Annotated in this window: 20 protein-coding genes; 11 read left to right on the top strand and 9 right to left on the bottom strand. The window is 43.8% G+C overall.

Going from position 1 to position 22402, the window contains the following annotated elements; genetic code table 11:
- Positions 1-29: 29 nt before the first annotated feature.
- The 5 genes from serS to lrp all read right to left on the bottom strand — a co-directional run bounded on the left by serS (position 30) and on the right by lrp (position 6581).
- Positions 30-1319, bottom strand: a complete 1290-nt coding sequence (gene serS / locus K5609_RS09735; RefSeq protein WP_221076985.1) for a serine--tRNA ligase — start codon at positions 1317-1319, stop codon at positions 30-32.
- A gap of 195 nt (positions 1320-1514) precedes the next feature.
- On the bottom strand, positions 1515-2831 hold the full coding sequence (locus K5609_RS09730; protein ID WP_221076984.1) for a replication-associated recombination protein A: 1317 nt from the start codon (positions 2829-2831) through the stop codon (positions 1515-1517).
- Complete coding sequence (lolA, locus tag K5609_RS09725; RefSeq protein WP_221076983.1) at positions 2831-3436, bottom strand: outer membrane lipoprotein periplasmic chaperone LolA; 606 nt, start codon at positions 3434-3436, stop codon at positions 2831-2833. The genes K5609_RS09730 and lolA overlap by 1 nt, the downstream gene beginning before the upstream one ends.
- Before the next feature lie 8 nt (positions 3437-3444).
- Positions 3445-5973, bottom strand: a complete 2529-nt coding sequence (locus K5609_RS21885; protein WP_221076982.1) for a DNA translocase FtsK — start codon at positions 5971-5973, stop codon at positions 3445-3447.
- Positions 5974-6092: 119 nt separating this feature from the next.
- Complete coding sequence (lrp, locus tag K5609_RS09715) at positions 6093-6581, bottom strand: leucine-responsive transcriptional regulator Lrp (RefSeq protein ID WP_040306996.1); 489 nt, start codon at positions 6579-6581, stop codon at positions 6093-6095.
- Positions 6582-6999: 418 nt separating this feature from the next.
- On the opposite strand from lrp, the gene trxB reads away from it, so the two are divergent.
- The 4 genes from trxB to infA all read left to right on the top strand — a co-directional run bounded on the left by trxB (position 7000) and on the right by infA (position 9729).
- Positions 7000-7956: a thioredoxin-disulfide reductase gene (gene trxB, locus K5609_RS09710; RefSeq protein ID WP_221076981.1), complete on the top strand. Its 957-nt coding sequence runs from the start codon at positions 7000-7002 to the stop codon at positions 7954-7956.
- 98 nt (positions 7957-8054) lie between these two features.
- Positions 8055-8744: a leucyl/phenylalanyl-tRNA--protein transferase gene (gene aat, locus K5609_RS09705; protein WP_221077240.1), complete on the top strand. Its 690-nt coding sequence runs from the start codon at positions 8055-8057 to the stop codon at positions 8742-8744.
- Positions 8744-9427: an arginyltransferase gene (locus tag K5609_RS09700; protein WP_221076980.1), complete on the top strand. Its 684-nt coding sequence runs from the start codon at positions 8744-8746 to the stop codon at positions 9425-9427. The genes aat and K5609_RS09700 overlap by 1 nt, the downstream gene beginning before the upstream one ends.
- An 83-nt stretch (positions 9428-9510) precedes the next feature.
- Positions 9511-9729, top strand: a complete 219-nt coding sequence (gene infA, locus K5609_RS09695) for a translation initiation factor IF-1 (protein WP_016401030.1) — start codon at positions 9511-9513, stop codon at positions 9727-9729.
- A gap of 75 nt (positions 9730-9804) precedes the next feature.
- Here infA and clpA read toward each other — a convergent pair whose 3' ends face one another.
- Both clpA and clpS read right to left on the bottom strand, forming a co-directional pair.
- Entirely contained in the window at positions 9805-12054 is a 2250-nt protein-coding gene (gene clpA / locus K5609_RS09690) for an ATP-dependent Clp protease ATP-binding subunit ClpA (protein WP_221076979.1), read from the bottom strand.
- A 35-nt stretch (positions 12055-12089) separates the two neighbouring features.
- Entirely contained in the window at positions 12090-12407 is a 318-nt protein-coding gene (clpS, locus tag K5609_RS09685; protein WP_016401032.1) for an ATP-dependent Clp protease adapter ClpS, read from the bottom strand.
- Positions 12408-12601: 194 nt separating this feature from the next.
- Between clpS and cspD the strand changes: the two genes are divergently transcribed.
- Positions 12602-12817, top strand: coding sequence for a cold shock domain-containing protein CspD (cspD, locus tag K5609_RS09680; RefSeq protein ID WP_016401033.1), 216 nt, complete (start codon positions 12602-12604; stop codon positions 12815-12817).
- A 130-nt stretch (positions 12818-12947) separates the two neighbouring features.
- Here cspD and K5609_RS09675 read toward each other — a convergent pair whose 3' ends face one another.
- Complete coding sequence (locus K5609_RS09675) at positions 12948-15170, bottom strand: NADP-dependent isocitrate dehydrogenase (protein ID WP_221076978.1); 2223 nt, start codon at positions 15168-15170, stop codon at positions 12948-12950.
- A 214-nt stretch (positions 15171-15384) separates the two neighbouring features.
- On the opposite strand from K5609_RS09675, the gene K5609_RS09670 reads away from it, so the two are divergent.
- The 6 genes from K5609_RS09670 to K5609_RS09645 all read left to right on the top strand — a co-directional run bounded on the left by K5609_RS09670 (position 15385) and on the right by K5609_RS09645 (position 20593).
- The gene (locus K5609_RS09670; RefSeq protein ID WP_221076977.1) at positions 15385-16017 is read left to right on the top strand and encodes a pseudouridine synthase; all 633 of its coding nucleotides are present in this window, start codon (positions 15385-15387) and stop codon (positions 16015-16017) included.
- Positions 16018-16093: 76 nt separating this feature from the next.
- Positions 16094-17197 (top strand): tRNA 2-thiouridine(34) synthase MnmA, encoded by a 1104-nt coding sequence (gene mnmA / locus K5609_RS09665; RefSeq protein ID WP_220718085.1) that lies wholly within the window; start codon positions 16094-16096, stop codon positions 17195-17197.
- Between the two features lie 3 nt (positions 17198-17200).
- Positions 17201-17827: a high frequency lysogenization protein HflD gene (gene hflD, locus K5609_RS09660; RefSeq protein WP_016401037.1), complete on the top strand. Its 627-nt coding sequence runs from the start codon at positions 17201-17203 to the stop codon at positions 17825-17827.
- An 18-nt stretch (positions 17828-17845) separates the two neighbouring features.
- Positions 17846-19213: an adenylosuccinate lyase gene (purB, locus tag K5609_RS09655; RefSeq protein ID WP_221076976.1), complete on the top strand. Its 1368-nt coding sequence runs from the start codon at positions 17846-17848 to the stop codon at positions 19211-19213.
- Positions 19214-19634: 421 nt separating this feature from the next.
- Positions 19635-20186, top strand: coding sequence for a zinc finger Ran-binding domain-containing protein (locus K5609_RS09650; protein ID WP_221076975.1), 552 nt, complete (start codon positions 19635-19637; stop codon positions 20184-20186).
- Between the two features lie 77 nt (positions 20187-20263).
- Positions 20264-20593: a hypothetical protein gene (locus K5609_RS09645; protein WP_221076974.1), complete on the top strand. Its 330-nt coding sequence runs from the start codon at positions 20264-20266 to the stop codon at positions 20591-20593.
- Between the two features lie 90 nt (positions 20594-20683).
- Here K5609_RS09645 and K5609_RS09640 read toward each other — a convergent pair whose 3' ends face one another.
- The gene (locus K5609_RS09640; protein ID WP_221076973.1) at positions 20684-22273 is read right to left on the bottom strand and encodes an ABC-F family ATPase; all 1590 of its coding nucleotides are present in this window, start codon (positions 22271-22273) and stop codon (positions 20684-20686) included.
- Between the last annotated feature and the right edge of the window lie 129 nt (positions 22274-22402).

Raw genomic sequence — 22402 nt, 5'->3', positions numbered from 1 at the left:
TAAAGGCGCTTTTTTCTTTTAAGCATTACTTAAACCGTAATGGTTTCTAAACCGCCCATATAAGACTGCAATACTTCTGGAACCTTGATGCTGCCATCGGCGTTTTGGTAGTTCTCTAATATTGCCACCAAAGTACGGCCTACTGCCAAACCAGAACCATTTAGTGAGTGCAGTAACTCAGGCTTTTTAGCGCCAGCAGCACGAAAACGTGCTTGCATGCGACGAGCCTGGAAATCTTCACAGTTAGATACTGAAGAGATTTCGCGGTAAGCCTTCTGAGCCGGAACCCACACTTCCAAATCGTAGGTTTTTGTTGCACCAAAGCCCATGTCACCTGTACACAGCGTTACAACGCGGTAAGGAAGTTTAAGCTTTTGAAGGATATTTTCAGCATGTTGGCGCATCTCTTCTAATGCTTCGTAAGACTTCTCTGGTTGAACCAGTTGCACCATTTCCACTTTGTCGAACTGGTGTTGGCGGATCAAACCACGGGTATCACGGCCGTAAGAGCCTGCTTCACTGCGAAAACACGGCGTATGGGCAGTCATTCGAATCGGCAATTCAGCCTCTTCCACAATGCTGTCACGTAACATGTTTGTTAGCGGTACTTCAGCAGTTGGTATTAAGCTCATACCAATGCCTTCTTCGGTCGCTGGCTGAGTATGGAACAAATCCTTGCCAAATTTAGGCATTTGACCAGTACCATATAAAGAGTCTGAGTTAACCAAGTAAGGCACGTACATTTCTTGATAACCATGCTCCTCGGTATGCGTATCTAACATAAACTGAGCGATTGCACGGTGTAACTTGGCAATCTTGCCTTTCATTACAATGAAGCGTGAACCACTAATTTTAACTGCATTAGCAAAATCTAGCCCTTGTAAGTCACTACCTACATCTACGTGGTCTTTAACCTCAAAATCAAAGCTTGGCAGCTCGCCCCAAGTATGTAATTCAACGTTTTCTTCTTCGTCTTTACCAATAGGTGCACTCGGATGAGGAAGATTAGGTAAAGTTAAAGCGTAATCTTTAATTTCTTCTAGCAGGTCATTGAGTTCGGCTTTAGCAGCGTCTAGCTTTTCGCCAAGCTGCCCTACTTCTGCCAAAAGTGGCGCTATATCTTCACCACGACCTTTAGCTTGGCCGATAGATTTGGAACGGGTATTACGCTCATTTTGTAGTTCTTGGGTACGAACTTGCAGCTCTTTACGACGACTCTCTAGCTCTGTCAATCGTGCTACATCTAGTTCAAATCCACGAGTCTTTAAGCGCTCTGCGGTGGTTTCTATTTCGCCGCGCAACAAATTAGCGTCTAACATTCAATAACCTACTTCCAATTCTTGTCGTTAATTAAAGGCAAAGCTCCAATTTAACCTACTGTAGTGAAGGCAAAATAAGCTTTGCTAATTATTTGGTTTCCAAAACTCGCTTATTATAAAGCAACTACTTACAGACACAATCGGGCTGTAGGCTGGATTGAGTAATAAACTGAAAATAGTGTTGTTTATTGTTGGCTATTGCGCTTGTTGGTCTAAGTTACGCAAGTATTCAAGCTTTTCAGCAATCTGCTTTTCTAAACCACGGGGCTCAGGATGATAGAACTGATGGCCTAATAAAGGGTCTGGCAGGTATTGCTGACCAGCAGAGTATGCATTAGGTTCATCGTGAGAATAGCGGTATTCTGCACCATAACCTAGTTCTGCCATTAACTTAGTTGGCGCATTTCTCAAGTGTACCGGCACCTCGGCATCGCCGAACTCTTTTGCTGCAAGCCTAGCCGCTTTAAAAGCGGTATACACCGCGTTACTTTTAGGCGCACAGGCCAAATAAACCACAGCTTGAGCTATCGCCCGCTCCCCTTCGGCGGCGCCAACTCGGGTAAAGCAGTCCCAGGCGCTTACAGCAATTTGCATCGCGCGGGGATCGGCATTACCCACGTCTTCAGAGGCAATAGCCAAACATCGTCGCGCAACCGATAGAGGGTCACCACTAGCTTCTAAAATTCGACAGTACCAGAACAATGCCGCATCCGGCGATGAACCACGGATAGATTTATGTAGGGCTGATAACAAATCGTAAAACTTATCGCCGCCTTTATCTATATGACTATAGCGTTCTCCGGCAACTTGCTTGAGAAGATCAAAACTTAGCTGTTTCTGCTGACCTTCGCCCTCAGCCAATTCACTCATCATCTCTAACAAGTTTAAGGCGCGGCGTGCATCCCCACTCACTAATGTGGAAAGCGCTTCTAATACACCTTCTTCAAAATTTAGTGTGTGTTGCTTTAGCAACTCATCTTCGTTAATAGCCCGATTCAACAGTTGTTGAATAGCCTCGCAGTCTAAAGCGCGTAATACATAAGTTTTGGCCCGTGATAATAAGGCGTTATTAAGTTCGAAAGACGGATTTTCGGTAGTTGCGCCAATAAAGATAACAGTGCCGTTCTCAACATACGGTAAAAACGCATCTTGTTGGCTTTTGTTAAAGCGATGAACCTCATCAACAAACAAAATGGTGCGACGACTAACCTGTTTGTTTTGCAGAGCGCGCTCAATAGCGGCGCGTACTTCTTTTATCCCCCCGGTTACGGCTGAGATCTTTTCTACTTCCGCATCGGCATACAAGGCGGCTAATTCTGCAATGGTGGTTTTTCCTGTACCAGGAGGCCCCCAAAGAATCATCGAGTGCAACTGCCCAGATGAAATGGCTTTATGCAGAGGTTTATCTGCGGCCAAAATATGTTGCTGGCCGACATAATGCTCTAGTTTGCTGGGCCGCATTCTCGCAGCAAGAGGCCGAAAGTCGGCCTCAAAGTTTAGCTCAAGGCTCATTAGCGCTGGTCATCAATCATGGTGTTTTTGGGGATTTCAAAGCTAAACAACTTATCGCTAAAGCTTGGGTTAGCTTTAAACCCCTCTAGGTCGAACTGGCTACGTTGGCCAGTGCTTTCGATGATATCAAAACGAGAAATGCTGTTATCTGAATTAAGCTTTACCCAAAAGGCAGCTTGCAGAGGATCGTCTTTCGACTTTACTAAAAAGCCCTGCTGTTGTTTTTCAACCTGATAATTTTGCCAGCTCTCGCTGCGATCATCGGCAAGCAAAATAAAGGGGGATTGGTTGATTGCCTCACTCGCATCCATAATGGTCACTTGCTCAACAAACGGGCTGTAGTACCAAATGGTTGACCCATCAGACACTATCATGTCTTGTTCGGGTATTACCTGTTGCCAGTTTAACTTTGCAGGCCTAGCTAAGCTTAGCTTTCCTTCGGCTTGGTGAATGCTTACACCATCGGCATCTATCACCGTTTGCTTAAACTGTGCCTGAAACCCCTTTAAATCTGCAAGATGGGTGCGTAACTCGTCGGCCGCCTCATTAGCAAACGCTTGGGCAGACAACAAAGCAGCAAAACTTATACTCAGTAATTTTTTCATCTTTTCTCTTAATCAATTTTCACCGGCGGTGGAGCGATAACTTCCCGGTTACCGTTATGACCTGGTGCACTAACAATGCCCTGAGCTTCCATTTGCTCAACAATACGAGCGGCGCGGTTATAACCAATTTTAAACTTACGTTGTACTCCAGATACAGAACCACGTCGGGTTTCGGTAACATGCATAACAGCTTGATCGAACAAAGCATCGAGCTCTTCATCAGACTCTGCCACTTCACCCGGCAACATCGCATCTGGCCCCGCTTCGCCATTTAGAATTTCATCAATGTAATCTGGTTCACCACGTTCTTTCCAAGCCGATACTACAGCGTGTACTTCGTGGTCATCAACAAATGCTCCGTGAACACGTGTTGGTACACCCGTTCCCGCTGGCAGGTAAAGCATGTCACCCATGCCCAATAGGGTTTCTGCACCCTGCTGGTCAAGAATAGTACGTGAATCAATACGGCTAGATACTTGGAAGGCCATCCGTGTAGGAATATTCGCCTTAATCAAGCCGGTAATAACATCTACCGATGGACGCTGTGTAGCAAGCACCAAATGAATACCAGCGGCGCGAGCTTTCTGAGCGATACGCGCAATTAACTCTTCAACCTTTTTACCCACAATCATCATCATGTCGGCAAATTCGTCGATGATAACCACAATGTGAGGCAGTTTTTCTAAGGTAGGGGCTGTTTCAGCCATGCTGTCTTCAGGCTTCCACAATGGGTCAACAATAGGGTTGCCTGACTCAATAGCATCGACCACTTTTTGATTGAAGCCTTTAAGGTTTCTCACGCCCATGGCAGACATAAGCTTATAACGCCTTTCCATTTCTCCAACACACCAACGAAGTGCATTGGCGGCTTCCTTCATGTCGGTAACAACTTCAGACAATAGATGAGGAATGCCCTCGTAGACCGACAGCTCCAACATTTTGGGGTCAATCATAATCATCCGAACGTCTTCTGGCGTGGATTTATACAGAAGACTGACAATCATTACGTTTACGCCAACAGACTTACCCGAACCCGTAGTACCGGCAACCAATAAGTGAGGCATTTTAGCTAAATCAGCCACCACTGGCTGGCCAGCAATGTCTTTACCTAATACCATCGCCAAAGGCGATTTAGATTGATGGAAGACGCTGCTATCAATCACTTCGCTAAGATAAACAATCTCACGATAACGGTTAGGTAATTCTAATCCAATCACAGACTTACCAGGTATCACTTCCACTACCCGCACACTAATAGCAGACAGCGCGCGTGCTAAATCTTTAGACAAGTTAGTAATTTTGCTAACTTTAACCCCTGGCGCTAAATCGAGCTCAAAACGGGTAATTACTGGTCCTGGATGAACGGCAACTACCGATGCTTGAATATTAAAATCAAGTAGCTTTGCTTCAACCAAACGAGAAACTTGCTCTAATTCTTCTGGTGAAATTGGGTTAGCTTTTTTGTCGGGCCTATCTAACAAATTCATATCAGGTAAACGGCTTAACCTTGGTTGAGCGGGTTTTACCGGCGCTGCGGGTTTAGCTGCAGGCGGTTTAGCCACTGCAACAGTTTCACCGCCAAAGGGAATATCTGGCATGGGCTCAGGAGCGGTATCATCGATAATCACACTCGGTGGATCAATCGCTTCGTCTTCGTAAGCAAATTCAATATCTTCTTTTGCCTGTGACAACTCTGCCTCAAAGTGACTGTCCATAGAGAAACTAAGCTCAGCAGCAACAGAGGTTTCTGGCTCTGAGTAAACAATTTGATCGAGCGTTGGCTCTTGATATGTATTTTGCTCTTCAACAAAATCAGTTTGAAGCTCTGCGTCTCCCTCACTAAGCGGGCTTTGCTCCGATGCTTGCTGAGCGGGCTCTGCCGCAAAGTCTCGCATTAATACATCTTGCTCTAACTCATGCTGTTTTTTATTTCGTAAACGCTCTGGAAAACCAACAACTGCGCGATAGGTAGAATTAAGCCCACCACCGAGCTGCTCTACAAATTGAACCCAAGATTGGCCGGTAAACAAAGTAATACCGCCGGCAAACACGGCTAATAAAATAATGCTGGTGCCGAGTAATCCAAACACCGGAATCATTAGCTGAGTGAAGATATCTCCCACTAAGCCTCCTGAAGAAAAGAAATGGAAATCGTCAATATGAATGCTCGCTAGCGTGGTTAAGCTAACGAAGGTGAAAACAAAGCCAATAAGCCTAAGACCTAAAGTGAAGAAGTTGACTTGGGCAATTGGGCAGGGTCGCCAAAACAAGGCCCAAGCCAACAAACCACAAATAAACGGCATGCTATAAGCCATAAAGCCAAAGCTAAACAACAATAAGTCAGCGAACCAAGCACCGGAGCTTCCCGCAGCGTTAGCAATGCTTTGCTGGCCAGCAGTTTGCGACCAACTAGGATCGCTCGGATTAAAACTTAATAAGGCTACCATTAGGTAAACACCTAAAGCGCCCATTGCGATGGCACCAACTTCCGCAATTCGAGCAAAGCCAGACAATTTGCTGTCTGTAGTATCTGTCACAAGCGTTCCCTTGAACTAAAAATATCCAATAATTATTCTGTTTGGCTAAAAACAAAACAAGCGGCTATAGCCGCTTGTTTAACTTTATCAAAAATGAATTGGAGGGGGAAACGACTCCGTTAGTTTTTGATAACTAGTCGATTACTCTGCTTCACTTCTTCCATCACTACGTAAGTACGGGTGTCGTTAACACCAGGTAGGCGTAACAAGGTTTCACCTAATAACTTACGGTAAGCAGACATATCTGCTACGCGAGTCTTTAATAGATAATCAAAATCACCTGACACTAAATGACATTCTTGAATTTCTTCAAGCTGTTGCACAGCATGATTAAATTGTTCGAATACGTCAGGAGCACCGCGATTCAACGTGATTTCAACAAAAACCAGTAGCGAAGCGTCTAAGTATTGAGGGTTTAGAATAGCAGTGTAACCAGTAATGTAACCTTGGCGCTCTAAACGTCTAACCCTTTCTAGACAAGGTGTAGGGCTAAGGCCTACACGTTTTGAAAGTTCCACATTCGATATGCGGCCATCTTTTTGCAACTCATTAAGTATGTTGCGATCAATACGATCCAGTTCCTTCATTGGTCGACCTTTTGCTTCCATTAATGGTGATACGATTGTTGTCCCTAAGTACACCAAGTTGTGCTGACTTTTTATGCATTAATACTTGTAGTCTTTGCATAAATTATGTGGATGTCCTTTCACACATAAATAAGTCATTCCAAGCGAGATGCAGAGCTAAAACCCAAGCCAACAGACTTTTTTAAACTTTTGTCTTATCCCTAGGCATTATTTATTCCACAAAATGCACGGACTATCAAGTAAAAAGCCGAATTAAAGGCTAGATAAATACGCATATCCATATAAAGTTTTATTATTTGGTAGGAATAACGAAGCCTATTATGCTGTGTCCAACAAACTTCTACTTTGTATAAAGCACAATTATTTCGCTTTATAGTGCTTGATTTCGGATTTTGTACCCTCATATATCAAGCAAGAACTTTAAGGAATTTTAGCAATCATGAGCAATGCAAAACACCACAAACTAATTATTCTAGGCTCCGGCCCAGCGGGTTACACTGCAGCAGTATATGCGGCACGCGCCAACTTAAACCCAGTGCTTATCACTGGCATTCAGCAAGGTGGTCAATTAACCACCACTACTGAAGTTGAAAACTGGCCGGGTGATGCTGAAGGTTTAACGGGCCCTGCCCTAATGGAACGTATGCAAGCTCATGCCGAAAAATTTGAAACTGAGATCGTATTCGACCATATTAACGAAGTTGACTTCAAAGAGAAGCCATACAAACTGAAAGGTGATAGCGGCGAGTACACTTGTGACGCGCTGATTATTGCCACAGGTGCATCGGCTAAGTACTTGGGCCTACCTTCGGAAGAAGCATTCAAAGGTAAAGGTGTTTCTGCTTGTGCTACTTGTGATGGTTTCTTCTACCGTAACCAAAAAGTTGCGGTTGTTGGTGGTGGAAACACTGCCGTTGAAGAGGCCTTGTACTTATCGAATATTGCATCTGAAGTGCACCTAATTCACCGCCGCGAAGAGTTTCGAAGCGAAAAGATCTTAACTAAACGCTTAATGGATAAAGTCGCTAACGGTAATATTGTGCTGCACTTAAACCAAACCCTTGATGAAGTGTTAGGTGATGAAATGGGTGTAACTGGAGTACGTATTAAGAACGTTCAAGATGCTACTAGCCAAGATATTGAAGTAATGGGTGCCTTTATTGCCATTGGTCACCAACCTAACACCGGCATCTTTGAAGGCCAGTTAGAGATGAAAGATGGTTACCTCACTATTCAATCGGGTACTGAAGGCAATGCAACTCAAACCAGCATCCCTGGTATTTATGCAGCGGGCGATGTGGCAGACCACATTTACCGTCAAGCCATCACCTCAGCTGGTGCAGGTTGTATGGCAGCGCTAGACGCAGAGCGATACTTAGATAGCATAAACGACTAAGCATCTTATAAGCCGGTTTAATAACCGGCTTTTTTATGCCTACAATTCGTTTATTATTGATATACTTGTTAGAGATATTGTAAAAGCTATAAGTGCCAGTGCATCCAGTATTCTTAGAATTCAATCGCCCATTCCCCTCTCCAAATAATGCCTTAGACGAGCCTAATGGTTTGTTAGCAATTGGCGCAGATCTTAGTCCGCGAAGGTTAATCGCAGCCTATGACAATGGCATTTTTCCTTGGTTTAGTGATGACCAACCGGTTTTATGGTGGAGCCCCAACCCTAGAATCGGCTTAGACCTAAGCGTGCATACCGTAAACAAAAGCATGCAAAAATTTATGCGTAAAACCACCTTAAAGGTTACGGTGAATCATGATTTTTCAAAGGTTATTAAACGTTGCGCAGCCTTGCGCACCGATGAAACATGGATAAATCAAGACATGATTAAAGCCTATATGGCCTTACATCAACTAGGCCGAGCTCACTCGGTAGAGGTATGGAAGAGCGAGGAATTAGTAGGCGGGCTTTACGGTGTTCTGGTTGGGGAAATCTTTTGTGGTGAGTCGATGTTTCATACCGAAACTAACGCATCAAAGCTCGCTTTTCACCGCTTTTGCCAGCACTTTAAACAACATGGTGGCGTATACATCGATGGGCAAGTTGAGAACCCTCACTTGTTGAGCTTAGGAATGGAAGCGATTGAAAGAACGAGCTTTTTAAATCTGCTTAACAAACACAAAGACAACAAAGTCGATACGAACTGTTGGCAACAGCAGGTTATTTTTTAATGCAGTTGCCGCTGGGTTTAAGCCAAGTAAATACTTGTCCATATTTAGAAGACCAACAAGAGCAACTGTGTTTTTTATTGTGTAATAACGAACAAAAGTCAGCCTACTACTCACAGTTATTGGAGCTCGGTTTTCGCCGCAGCGGCAGTGAGATATACCGCCCAGCTTGCAGCGCTTGTAATCAATGCCAATCATTAAGAGTTAAGGTGGCAGACTTTAGCCCTAGCAAATCGCAAAAACGGATTCTTAACAAAACTAAGCAGCTTAAATTTCGTTGGCATCATCAACCAGACCAAGACGACTATCTACTTTATGCCCGCTACATCGAAGCGCGACACAAAGATGGCAGCATGTATCCTCCTAATGAAAAAGCTTTCTTTGAGTTTTTGCAGTGTCATTGGTCTAGCACCCAATACCTAAAGCTATTTGATGATGAACAATTAGTCGCGGTGTGCGTTACTGACGTTTTCTCAAAGTCATTTAGCGCTGTTTACACATTCTTCGACCCAGACTTAGATAAATTTTCATTGGGAAATTTGGCAGTGTTAATGCAAATTAACCAAGCCAAACAGCAAGGCAAGGACTGGTTATATTTGGGTTATCAGGTGGATGAGTGCAGAAAAATGAACTACAAACGGAACTATTTGCCACATCAACGATTTATTAACAGTAAATGGCAATAGATTTAGAGGATAAACTTTACACAAGGCAGTAAATCTGGCATTCTCCCTGCGTTTTTATAAGTGCGTGTCAAACAGAGGACTCAATGGCGAAAGAAGACAATATTGAAATGCAAGGCACAGTGTTAGACACCTTGCCTAACACAATGTTCCGTGTAGAACTAGAAAACGGACATGTTGTTACTGCCCACATTTCTGGAAAAATGCGTAAAAACTACATCCGCATTTTAACCGGGGATAAAGTTACGGTTCAATTAACACCGTACGACTTGTCAAAAGGGCGCATTGTTTTCCGCGCGCGCTAATCCGCAATTGTTTTAAAACAATTTAAAAAAAGCCAGCTAGTAGCTGGCTTTTTTGATCGTATTTAGCATTAGTAATTACACTTCAGCAACTTCATCTTCGTATTGAAAATCTAACTTGCCGTCTTTAATTCCAACATCTACGTGCCCACCATCATTTAGGCGGCCAAATAGAATTTCGTTAGCCAGTGGCTTACGAAGTTGCTCACGAATGACTCGAGACATTGGCCTTGCGCCCATTGCTTTGTCATAACCCTGTTCAGACAACCATAAGCGCGCTTCTGTATTGACCTCCATAGACACGCCATTAGCGTCAAGCTGAGCTTGCAGCTCCACAATAAATTTATCGACCACCTGTTCAATAATGTTTTCATCTAAATGGTTAAACCAAATGATGTTGTCCAAGCGGTTTCTAAATTCGGGGGCAAATATGCGCTTAATCTCATCCATTGCATCAAAGCTCATATCCTGCTCTTTAAAGCCAATGGCAGAGCGCTCGGTCTCTTTAACCCCTGCGTTACTAGTCATAACCAATATCACATTACGAAAATCAGCATGGCGACCGTTGTTATCGGTTAGCGTGCCGTGATCCATCACTTGCAATAACAAGTTAAATACATCTTCATGGGCTTTTTCAATCTCATCGAGCAATACCACACAATGCGGGTGCTTAAGCACTGCATCAGTCAGTAAGCCACCTTGGTCAAAACCTACATAGCCTGGAGGCGCACCAATCAAGCGTGAAACGGCATGGCGCTCCATGTATTCAGACATGTCAAAACGAATAAGTTCAACACCTAAGGCCTTAGCTAACTGCTGGGTTACCTCGGTTTTACCTACACCCGTAGGGCCAGCAAATAGGAATGAACCAACCGGTTTTTCCTCTGCACCCAAGCCAGAGCGGTTTAAACGAATGGCATCAACCAATACATCAATGGCTGGATCTTGGCCAAATACCACCATCTTCAATATTTCATTTAAGCTGCGCAGTGTTTCTCTGTCTGAAGAAGATACTTTCGCCTCTGGAATACGAGCAATTTTTGCAACAATCGCTTCAATATCCCCTGCCCCAATAGTTTTTTTGCGACGACTCACTGGCAACATGCGCATACTGGCGCCAGCTTCGTCAATTACATCAATCGCTTTATCGGGAAGGTGGCGCTCGTTAATGTACTTAGCTGCAAGCTCTGCCGCACTGCGCATTGCTTGTTTGGTGTAACGAACGTCGTGGTGCGCTTCGTACCGGCTTTTCAAGCCCAACAAAATCTTGGTGGTATCTTCAACCGTTGGCTCTACTACATCAATTTTTTGGAAACGACGAGCCAAAGCACGGTCTTTCTCGAATATTTGATTGTATTCTTGATAGGTTGTAGAGCCTACGCAGCGCAATAAACCATTACTTAGTAAAGGTTTAATTAGGTTGGCCGCATCTAGTTGACCACCAGAAGCCGCGCCTGCGCCAATAATGGTGTGGATTTCATCGATAAACAAAATCGCATTCTCGGCGTTTTCAAGCTGCTTTAATAAAGATTTGAAACGTTTCTCAAAGTCACCACGGTATTTGGTTCCCGCTAGCAACGAGCCAATATCTAAAGAGTAGATAGTGGCGTCTTTAATCACATCTGGCACATCTTCGTGCACAATACGGTAAGCCAAACCTTCGGCTATTGCAGTTTTACCCACGCCGGCTTCACCTACTAACAATGGATTGTTTTTGCGGCGACGACACAATACTTGAATGGTGCGAGACAACTCTTTATCTCGGCCAATAAGCGGGTCAATTTTGCCTTTAAGCACCAAATGATTAAGGTTGCTAGCAAAGCTTTCTAGCTGCTTAGTCTCTTCAGATTGAGCTTCTGTTTCAGCAGGGCCTTGCTCAGCACTAGGTTCTTCATCTTTACGAATGCCATGAGAGATGAAGTTAACCACGTCTAAACGGCTAATATCTGCTTTTTTGAGGAAATAAACGGCTTGGCTTTCTTGTTCGCTAAATATAGCTACCAATACATTGGCGCCACTTACTTCACTATTGCCAGAAGATTGAACATGGAAAACTGCACGTTGGAGAACCCGTTGAAAACCAAGAGTAGGTTGCGTCTCGCGCTCTCCATCGTCCTCTGGGATAACAGGGGTGGTTTGTTCAATGAAACTGCTTAACTCTTGGTTAAGCTGGTTGAGGTTAGCCCCACAAGCGACTAGAGCTTCCTTGGCGGCAGAGTTTTCTAATAAACCCAACAACAAGTGCTCTACCGTCATGAATTCGTGTTGTTGCTGTCTTGCTTCTTTAAACGCCTGGTTTAAAGTTTGTTCCAACTCTTTATTTAGCATGCATAGGCCCCCTAAAGACAATCAATACTACTTAGCTATGCTTTCTCCATAGTGCACATCAAGGGATGGTCATTTTGTTTAGCATAACTATTTACTTGTGCAGCTTTGGTTTCAGCTACTTCGGCCGTGAAAACCCCACAAACTCCTTTACCTTTGTAGTGAATGGTAAGCATTATTTGGGTTGCTTTGTCCAAATCCATATTAAAATACAACTGCAACACCTCAATAACGAACTCCATAGGAGTATAGTCATCATTATTTAAAACCACCTTATACATTGGTGGCGGTGCTGTCTCACTTTTTGCTTGTTTGGTTATTTCTTCAACATCTAACCAATCAGATAATTTGCTCATAAAAACTATAGTAGTAAAAACGCGTCTCTGTTTCTCAACATAACCGCTTTGAGTTAACAAGGCTAGTAGAAAAGTACCTTGAAAACTTGACTGTAGTAAATATTTTACTAAATTGTTAAACAGCTGACTCAAAGTTGCGTCAAAAGTGACCAACTCGGTCAGTTTGGTAGATAAATTTAATAGGGATATGTCGTATGCCAAGCGGAACAGTTAAGTGGTTTAACAACGCAAAAGGATTTGGTTTTATTTGCCCGGATACAGGTGGAGAAGATATCTTCGCTCACTATTCGACGATTCAAATGGAAGGGTATCGCACCCTTAAAGCTGGTCAGCCAGTTCAATTTGAAACACAGCAAGGCCCCAAAGGTAGCCACGCAGTAAGCATTGTTTTCGATGACAGTCAAAACTAGCGCTCGCTGCAGCAGCTAAACAAAAAGCCAGTCTACGTGACTGGTTTTTTATTGGCCGCTTTTCAGCAAGGCCTTAAAAACAAAAAAGCCGATGCTCACGCATCGGCTTTTGTTTACATCTTGTAAATAATTAACGAAGGCTATCGATAACGGCGTTAAACAAAGGGCTTGGGCGCATTGCTGCGGCCACTTTAGCACTGTCTGGTTGGTAGTACCCAACTAAGTCAACGGCTGGTCCCTGAGCTGAGTTTAACTGCTCTACAATTTGAGCTTCTTGGCTAGCAAGCTTTTGCGCGACGTCAGCAAAAATAGCGTTTAGCTCTTGGTCTTCGCTTTGCTCTGCTAAGCACTGTGCCCAATACAAACATAGGTAAAAGTGACTACCACGGTTATCTAGCTCTTTTACTTTACGAGAAGGCGATTTGTTTTCATCTAAGAAAGTACCTGTAGCTTTATCAAGCGTACTGGCTAGTACCGCAGCTTTAGCGTTGTTAGTTACTTGCCCTAGGTGCTCTAAAGAAGCAGATAGCGCTAAGAACTCACCTAAAGAATCCCAACGTAAGTGGTTTTCTTTTTCGAATTGCTGAACGTGCTTAGGTGCAGAACCGCCGGCACCAGTTTCGAATAAACCACCGCCATTCATAAGCGGTACAATTGACAGCATTTTAGCTGAAGTACCTAGCTCAAGAATTGGGAATAAGTCGGTTAGGTAGTCACGTAATACGTTACCCGTAACAGAAATAGTGTCTAAGCCTTGCTTAACACGCTCTAGAGAGAACTGAGTCGCGTCGCTTGGTGCAAGTATTTTAATTTCTAAACGGCTAGTGTCATGTTCACCTAAGTACTGCTCTACTTTGCTAATGAGTTGTGCATCGTGAGCACGATTTGCATCTAACCAGAATACTGCTGGAGTATTGGTTAAGCGAGCACGGTTAACCGCTAGTTTTACCCAATCACGGATTGGCGCATCTTTTACTTGGCACATTCTGAAAATGTCGCCTTGCTTAACCGCTTGGCTAAGTACTACTTGGCCATTTTGGTCAACTACTTCTACCGTACCAGCAGCTGGTGCGGTAAAGGTTTTATCGTGTGAACCATACTCTTCGGCTTTTTGCGCCATTAAACCAACGTTAGCTACCGAACCCATAGTTGTTGGGTTAAACGCGCCGTTCTCTTTACAGAAATCGATGGTTTGTTGGTAAATGCTTGCGTAGCTGCGATCTGGGATCACCGCTTTAGTATCCTGTTGCTTGCCTTCTGCATTCCACATTTGACCAGAAGCGCGGATCATTGCAGGCATAGACGCATCAATAATTACATCGCTTGGTACGTGCAAGTTAGTAATGCCTTTGTCTGAATCTACCATGGCTAAACCAGGGCGCTGAGCGTATACCGCGTCGATTGCAGCTTTAATTTCTTCTTGCTTGGCAGCGTCTAACTGTTGAATTTTTGCGTAAACGTCACCTAAGCCGTTGCTTACATCAACACCTAGCTCTTCAAATAGCTCGCCATATTTAGCAAATACATCTTTAAAGAATACTTTTACTACGTGGCCAAAGATAATTGGGTCAGACACCTTCATCATGGTGGCTTTCATATGTAGCGAGAACAAAATGCCTTTAGCTTTAGCATCTTCAATTTCTGCTTCTATAAAGGCAGAAAGTTCAGCCACGTTTAGCGCAGCCGCGTCGATTACTTCGCCGGCTAGTACAGGGAATGCTTCTTTTAAGGTGATGGTTTCGCCAGCTACAGTTTTTAACTGAATTGATACTGAACCAGCATCTTGGATAGTAGCTGATACTTCACTGCCGTAAAAATCACCTTGGCTCATGCTAGCAACGTGGCTTAATGAATCTTTCGACCAAGCACCCATAGAGTGTGGGTTGTTGCGAGCATATTGTTTAACTGAACCAGGTGCACGGCGGTCAGAGTTACCTTCACGCAATACTGGGTTTACCGCGCTGCCTTTTACTTTATCGTATTTGGCTTTGGCGTCACGCTCTTGATCGTTACTTGGCTCTTCTGGGTAATCAGGTAAAGCGTAACCTTGGGCTTGCAACTCTTTAATCGCCGCTTTTAATTGCGGAACCGAGGCGCTGATGTTTGGAAGCTTAATAATGTTAGCTTCTGGCTTTTTAGCCAATTCGCCTAGCTCGGCTAAGGCATCAGAGATTTGTTGTTGCTCGGTTAAACATTCAGGAAAGCTAGCAATAATACGAGCAGCTAAAGAAATATCACGGGTTTCTACATCAACACCAGCAGCATTAGTAAACGCTTGTACAATAGGTAACAGTGAGTAAGTGGCTAAGGCTGGCGCTTCGTCCGTTAAGGTATAAATAATCTTTGACGTCATGTCGGTCCCTAAAAGTTGTGGTTGCTCTCGCAATGGCTGCCATTTTTATACAAATGATCGAGTCTGCGAGGTGGTTAGCAAGCAATAAAAAACTACAAAGTTTGTTTACTTATCTACTCACCGTCCAATAATTCGGCCAAAATAATAAACCATTTACAAACGCTTTAACATTGTTTTACTAGTGGTACATCCATTAGATGTTACAATTGCCGCCATGAATAAGTTTGCAAAACCCCAACAGTCGCGACGTTTTAAACGAAAGCCTCAGGCCAAATCAGTTAAACCACTTAATGGCCCGCGCCGTTTAGTTCTGTTCAACAAACCCTTTGACGTACTTAGCCAGTTTACCGATGGGCAAGGTAGAGCTACCTTAAAAGACTATGTCGACATTCCCGATGTATATGCTGCCGGCCGGTTAGACAGAGATAGTGAAGGTTTATTGCTGTTAACAAACGACGGAAAACTGCAACATAAACTTGCCAACCCTAAAGCTAAAACCGCAAAAACCTACTGGGTGCAAGTTGAAGGTGCGCCTAAGGATGCTGATTTAGAGCCCTTGCGTAAAGGCATAGTGCTAAAAGACGGCCCCTGTTTACCAGCCAAAGTAGCGCTTATGGATGAACCAAATTTATGGCCACGCAATCCACCAGTTCGAGAGCGTAAATCCATTCCAACAACTTGGTTAAGCATTAGCATTAAAGAAGGCCGAAATAGGCAGATTAGGCGCATGACAGCAGCTATTGGCTTCCCCACCCTGCGCTTGGTTCGCTATCAAATTGGCCGCTATACCTTAGATGGAATAGACAACGGCAGTTACCAACAATTAGTGGGCGAAGACCTCTCCTAGAACTACGTGCTGAAATGCTGTTTTCGTCACAGTTTTTCTGGTAGAATTCGCCGCAAATTTTTCCCAACAAGTTAGCATGAACTCAAACAACACTAAAAAAGTGATTGTCGGTATGTCCGGCGGCGTTGACTCTTCCGTTTCAGCCTACTTGCTTATTCAGCAAGGCTATCAGGTTGAAGGTCTTTTTATGAAGAACTGGGAAGAAGACGACAACAGCGAATATTGTGCAGCGGCAGAAGATTTAGCCGACGCTCAAGCTGTGTGTGACAAATTAGGTATAAAGCTACATACCATTAACTTCTCAGCCGAGTACTGGGATAACGTATTTGAACACTTCCTCGAAGAGTACAAAGCGGGTCGCACGCCTAATCCAGACATTATGTGTAACAAGGAAATTAAGTTTAAGGCATTTTTGGAATTTGCCGCAGAAGAATTGTCTGCCGACTACATCGCCACTGGCCACTATGTGCAGCGCCGTTTTCAAGACGGACACTGGCAAATGCTACGCGGCCTAGACAGCAATAAAGATCAAAGCTACTTCTTGTATACGCTAGAAGAAAAGCATATTGCCCAAACACTCTTCCCAGTAGGTGAAATAGAAAAGCCAGAAGTGCGCCGCATTGCTGAAGAACAAGGCCTTATCACCGCCAACAAAAAGGACTCTACCGGGATCTGCTTTATTGGCGAGCGTAAGTTTACTGACTTCCTAGCCCAATACCTACCAGCTCAACCGGGTGATATTGAAACCTGTGAAGGCAAAGTAATTGGTAAGCACCAAGGATTGATGTACCACACTCTGGGCCAACGTAAAGGTTTAGGCATTGGCGGCACCAAAGACGGTGACGAGACGCCTTGGTACACCGTAGATAAAGACATTGAGCGCAACGTGCTGATTGTTGGCCAAGGGCACGATCACCCTCGCCTAAAATCACGTGCACTTATCGCAGGCCAATTACATTGGGTAGACCGCAAAACCATCACCGAAAAATTGCGTTGTAGCGTTAAAATTCGTTATCGCCAGCAAGACGTTGCCTGCACCATTATCCCGCGTGAAAACGACGAAATTGAAGTGGTATTCGATGAGCCGCAAATAGCGGTTACTCCAGGACAATCAGCAGTATTTTATCTAAACGAAGTATGTTTAGGCGGCGGTATCATTGAACAAAAGATTGGCCTATAGCCTATGAGCAATGCAATCAACGACCGCGTTATCGCTTTTGCTGGGATCTGCCAAGCCGCTAAACTGGTGCAAGACGTAGCCAGAACCAGCAACTGCGACGAAGCAGGTTTAAAAACCAGCTTAGGTAGTATTCTAATTACCAACCCCAACGAAACCGTTGAGGTATTTGGTTCCCTAGAGCAACTTAAGCTGGGCCTAGGTGTAATGAGCGGCCAACTGAGCAACCAACAAGAAAAGCGAAACGCCGAAATCACGCGTTACCTGGTTAGCTTGTTAGCCCTAGAGCGCCGTTTAAATAAACGCCCAGACTTAATGAACATGATGGGCGAACGTATTGGCCAACTAGATAGACAACTACAGCATTTTGATTTGCTCGACCAACAAGTTCTGGGCGGAATTGCCGACATTTACAGCGACATTATTAGCCCGCTTGGTCCGCGCATTCAAGTAGCCGGAAACGTGAGTTACTTACAGCAACCAGTAGTGCAACATAAAGTTCGCGCGCTACTGCTAGCCGGTATTCGCGCCAGTGTATTGTGGCGCCAATTAGGCGGCCAACGACGCCAGTTACTGTTTTCACGTAAAAACTACTTGCAGCAAACAACACAACTTTTACACACCATTGATTAGTTAATTTAGGAGATCACCATGGAACTGTCGGCCTTGACAGCCATTTCCCCGATAGACGGACGCTACGGGGATAAAACTTCTGAACTACGTAGTATTTTTAGCGAGTTTGGCTTAATTAAATACCGCGTACGAGTAGAAATTCGTTGGTTACAAAAACTTGCTCAACAGCAAAACATTGCTGAAGTACCAAGCTTCTCTCCTGAAGCTATCGCATTTCTAGATAGCATTAACGACAACTTTAGCGAAGCAGACGCTGCACGCGTTAAAGAAATTGAACGTACCACCAACCACGACGTAAAAGCGGTTGAGTACTTCTTAAAAGAAAAAGTAGCGGCAAATACTGAGCTTGATGCAGTATCAGAGTTCATCCACTTTGCTTGTACCTCTGAAGACATTAACAACCTTTCGCATGCGTTAATGCTTAACGAAGCACGCAGCGAAGTATTAGTGCCTTACTTGCAAAAGCTTATTGATTCAATCACCGAGCTAGCAAAAGAGTTACGTGCAACTCCGTTACTTTCACGCACCCACGGTCAACCGGCATCGCCAAGCACCATGGGCAAAGAAATGGCCAACGTAGTTGCCCGTTTACGTCGCCAGCTTAAGCAAATTGAAGCAGTTGAAGTATTAGGTAAAATTAACGGCGCCGTAGGTAACTACAACGCCCACATCTCTGCTTACCCAGAAGTAGACTGGCACCAGTTCTCAGAAGAGTTTGTTACCAGCCTAGGTGTCCAGTGGAACCCCTACACTACGCAGATTGAGCCGCACGACTACATCGCCGAGCTATACGATGCCATCGCTCGCTTCAACACCATCTTGCTAGACTTTGACCGCGACATTTGGGGTTACATTTGCCTAGGTCACTTTAAGCAAAAAACCATTGCCGGTGAAATTGGCTCATCAACTATGCCGCACAAAGTTAACCCAATCGACTTCGAGAACTCAGAAGGCAACTTGGGTATCGCTAATGCCTTGTTTGGCCACCTAGCGGCTAAATTACCGGTTTCTCGCTGGCAGCGTGACCTTACCGACTCAACGGTATTGCGTAACCTTGGTGTAGCCATGGGTTACTCGTTAATCGCCTATCAAGCCACCCTTAAAGGTGTGAGCAAGTTACAAGTAAACGAAGAAAACTTGTTAAAAGATCTTGATGGCAACTGGGAAGTATTGGCCGAGCCTGTGCAAACCGTTATGCGCCGCTACGGCATCGAAAAGCCTTACGAGAAGTTAAAAGAACTCACTCGTGGTAAGCGTGTAGACGCACAAGCCATGCGTGAGTTTATCGATGGCTTAGACATGCCAGAGTCAGCCAAAGACGAGCTGAAGAAAATGACCCCAGCCAACTACATTGGTGATGCGGTTAAGCTAGTAGACCAGCTGTAATACCGGCTGCCTATAGTCTCCCGCTTAAGGCCTAGTTAATGCCAAAAGCCACAACAGATGTTGTGGCTTTTTTATTTGCCTCACATAACTAAATCTCTCTATCCGACCCAGTTACAGGCAAAATCACCAGCAACGTAACACCGGCCATTTACTGGCTATACACAGCATTATTTAGTTTTAGCGTTTTAGAGCTAATAAATTAGATAGATTGTGCGCGTTTAGCCTTGAGCTGTAAAAAATACAAGCGTAGTATCAAGCACTTAGCTTAGTGTTGAATTAGATAATAGGTTTATTAACTGTGCATGCGCGCTTTGCCAGAAAGCGTATTGAGCCTTATTCTTGTTTCTTCATTAAATTCAAATAATTAGCTATGCGCGTTTTTACTGGTCTAACAAGGTAAACGCGCATGCGCAATATATAAATGTTAGCTTTTTCAAAGGAATTCGAGTTTATGGTTGGGTATAGGTGGACTTGCAATGCATGCGGTATGGGGAATGAACCTCATTTAAGCAATTGCAGTTCATGTGGATGTTCTGCAACTGCGGGAAGTGAAGAAATAGAAAAGCATATTGATCCTGAAGGATTCAAAAAGAAAATCGCAAAGAAGAAGTATATGGATATCTTATTTTTCTATTTCTTCATACCAATGCTAAGCATCATTTATGTACTTAGTGGCAAGCTAGAATCTTTAGTTTTTTTAATTTTAATTGTATCTGTTTCTCTTACGAAAAATTATAAGCTGTTAATGCACATTTTTAGCGATATCTGGGCAAGGAACACAGCTCTTATGTTCTCAGGTTCATATGCATCACTAATGCTCGTTAGAGTTTTTGTAATTCCTAACAATAGTGAGCTTGTTAATTGGCTAGCCTTTATGATTGGTGTTCTCCCAATTGCTTTTTACTTTTACTTCTTCAAAAGCCAAAAAGGTGTTCAAGTTTTTAATCGGTATTATGAAAAAGCTAACAAATAGTTCAATGAAGGACATTATTGCGCTGGTGCTTCCCATCAATACACGTAAAGATGCCCATTAACTAAAGCGTTAAGTGTATGGAAGATAACTACATACTACCCGTTGAATTAGCCATACTGATGGTTGTATGGTATCTACCTCCCATCATACTGGCCATATTTGGAGAGGTTTATCTTCTCAAGAAAACCGGTACGTTATATCGTCACAAGTTTGCCTGTTTTTTTGGCTTCTTAGTAACTCTAATAGCACCCTTTGCAATAGGAGTTTTAGCACTTAGCATTGATTTACCAAGGTGGCTTCACGCTAGTGAAAACCTGTTATTCATGCCTATGGCCTTTATTATTGTGGCAAGCATAACCAGCTTAGTAACAGGAACACTTATCTATGTTCAGCGAAAATCCACTTAACAATAAAAGGCAGTTAGCCCTTCGTGCGTCCTTGCTTTGGGCAACAAAAAAGCAGCCCATGGCTGCTTTTTCTATTTACGATTTAAGCTGCTAGGCGTTTAAGCCTTGGCTTTTTAGGTACTCTTCGTAAGTGCCGTGGAAGTCTACAATACCTTCTGGCGTCATTTCGATGATACGCGTAGCAAGGCTTGATACAAACTCTCGGTCATGGCTTACAAATACCAAGGTGCCGGGGTAGTTTTCTAAGGCTAAGTTGAGTGACTCAATAGATTCCATATCCAAGTGGTTGGTTGGCTCGTCCATCACCATAATATTTGGTTTTTGCAAAATCATTTTGCCAAACAGCATACGACCTTGTTCACCACCAGAGATGACCTTAACGGATTTGTTAATGTCTTGCTGTGAGAACAATAAACGGCCTAAGGTGCCACGAATCACTTGCTCGTCGTCGCCCTCTTTGCCCCATTGCCACATCCAGTCAATCAGGTTTTTATCTTCTTCAAAGTCGGCTGCATGATCCTGTGCGTAGTAACCAAGCTGAGCATTTTCAGACCATTTAATGCTGCCACCAAAATCAGTATCACCCACTAAACATTTAAGAAAAGTAGTTTTACCAATACCATTAGGGCCAATTACCGCAATGCGCTCGCCTACTTCAACCATTAAGTCTAAATCTTTGAACAGGGATTCTTCGTAGCTCTTTTCTAAACCTTCAATTTGTAAAGCTAAGCGGTGCAGCTTTTTCTCTTCTTCAAAACGAATATAAGGGTTTTGGCGGCTCGAAGGTTTAACTTCGGCCAATTGAATTTTATCAATTTGCTTAGCACGAGAAGTAGCTTGCTTAGATTTAGAAGCATTAGCAGAGAAACGGCTAACAAAGGTTTTAAGCTCGGCAATTTGGGCTTTTTTCTTAGCGTTGTCCGACAACATTTGCTCGCGTGCTTGGGTTGCAGCGGTCATGTATTCATCGTAAGAACCAGGGAACGTACGCAGCTCACCGTAATCCAAATCAGCCATGTGAGTACATACGCTGTTCAAGAAATGGCGGTCGTGCGAGATGATGATCATGGTGCAGTTACGCTCGTTTAGCACCCCTTCTAACCAACGAATGGTATTAATATCCAAGTTGTTGGTAGGCTCATCTAAAAGCATGATATCAGGGTCACCAAACAATACTTGAGCTAGTAATACACGTAGTTTCCAACCGGGAGCTACTTCGCTCATTGGACCGTAATGTTGCTCGATAGGAATGCCAACACCTAGCAGTAACTCACCTGCGCGCGCTTCGGCGGTATAACCATCCATTTCTGCAAACTCGGCTTCTAGCTCAGCAGCACGAATGCCGTCTTCTTCTGTCATTTCTGGGTTGTCATAAATCGCATCGCGCTCAGACTTAACTGCCCATAGCTCTTCATAACCCATAATCACGGTGTCGATTACCGCTTTATCTTCGTAAGCAAATTGGTCCTGCTTTAGCTTACCAATGCGCTCGTTAGGATCTTTAGAAACATTGCCCGCACTTGGCTCTAAATCACCACCTAATATCTTCATAAAGGTAGATTTACCACAACCATTAGCACCGATAAGACCGTAACGGTTACCTTCGCCAAATTTAACTGAGACATTTTCGAACAAAGGCTTGGCGCCAAATTGCATGGTGATATTAGAAGAAGTAAGCAATGTAAATATTCCGATTGGTTACGTTACACCAGCTTATTGCTGGGTAATCTGGTGACTAAATTGTTTGGTCGCGCATTATGCCACAACTTGCTTAAACAACGCACATATTAGGACAAAGATCACATAAGT

This window comes from Agarivorans aestuarii (assembly GCF_019670125.1).
Classification (GTDB): domain Bacteria; phylum Pseudomonadota; class Gammaproteobacteria; order Enterobacterales; family Celerinatantimonadaceae; genus Agarivorans; species Agarivorans aestuarii.
This window is presented reverse-complemented; position numbering and strand designations above follow the sequence as displayed.

Bases quoted from the DNA above. Each gene is read 5' to 3' on its own strand.
- serS (WP_221076985.1), bottom strand. From the start codon at position 1,319: ATGTTAGACGCTAATTTGTTGCGCGGCGAAATAGAAACCACCGCAGAG.
- K5609_RS09730 (WP_221076984.1), bottom strand. From the start codon at position 2,831: ATGAGCCTTGAGCTAAACTTTGAGGCCGACTTTCGGCCTCTTGCTGCG.
- lolA (WP_221076983.1), bottom strand. From the start codon at position 3,436: ATGAAAAAATTACTGAGTATAAGTTTTGCTGCTTTGTTGTCTGCCCAA.
- lrp (WP_040306996.1), bottom strand. From the start codon at position 6,581: ATGGAAGCAAAAGGTCGACCAATGAAGGAACTGGATCGTATTGATCGC.
- trxB (WP_221076981.1), top strand. From the start codon at position 7,000: ATGAGCAATGCAAAACACCACAAACTAATTATTCTAGGCTCCGGCCCA.
- K5609_RS09700 (WP_221076980.1), top strand. From the start codon at position 8,744: ATGCAGTTGCCGCTGGGTTTAAGCCAAGTAAATACTTGTCCATATTTA.
- infA (WP_016401030.1), top strand. From the start codon at position 9,511: ATGGCGAAAGAAGACAATATTGAAATGCAAGGCACAGTGTTAGACACC.
- clpA (WP_221076979.1), bottom strand. From the start codon at position 12,054: ATGCTAAATAAAGAGTTGGAACAAACTTTAAACCAGGCGTTTAAAGAA.
- clpS (WP_016401032.1), bottom strand. From the start codon at position 12,407: ATGAGCAAATTATCTGATTGGTTAGATGTTGAAGAAATAACCAAACAA.
- cspD (WP_016401033.1), top strand. From the start codon at position 12,602: ATGCCAAGCGGAACAGTTAAGTGGTTTAACAACGCAAAAGGATTTGGT.
- K5609_RS09675 (WP_221076978.1), bottom strand. From the start codon at position 15,170: ATGACGTCAAAGATTATTTATACCTTAACGGACGAAGCGCCAGCCTTA.
- K5609_RS09670 (WP_221076977.1), top strand. From the start codon at position 15,385: ATGAATAAGTTTGCAAAACCCCAACAGTCGCGACGTTTTAAACGAAAG.
- mnmA (WP_220718085.1), top strand. From the start codon at position 16,094: ATGAACTCAAACAACACTAAAAAAGTGATTGTCGGTATGTCCGGCGGC.
- hflD (WP_016401037.1), top strand. From the start codon at position 17,201: ATGAGCAATGCAATCAACGACCGCGTTATCGCTTTTGCTGGGATCTGC.
- purB (WP_221076976.1), top strand. From the start codon at position 17,846: ATGGAACTGTCGGCCTTGACAGCCATTTCCCCGATAGACGGACGCTAC.
- K5609_RS09650 (WP_221076975.1), top strand. From the start codon at position 19,635: ATGTTAGCTTTTTCAAAGGAATTCGAGTTTATGGTTGGGTATAGGTGG.
- K5609_RS09645 (WP_221076974.1), top strand. From the start codon at position 20,264: ATGGAAGATAACTACATACTACCCGTTGAATTAGCCATACTGATGGTT.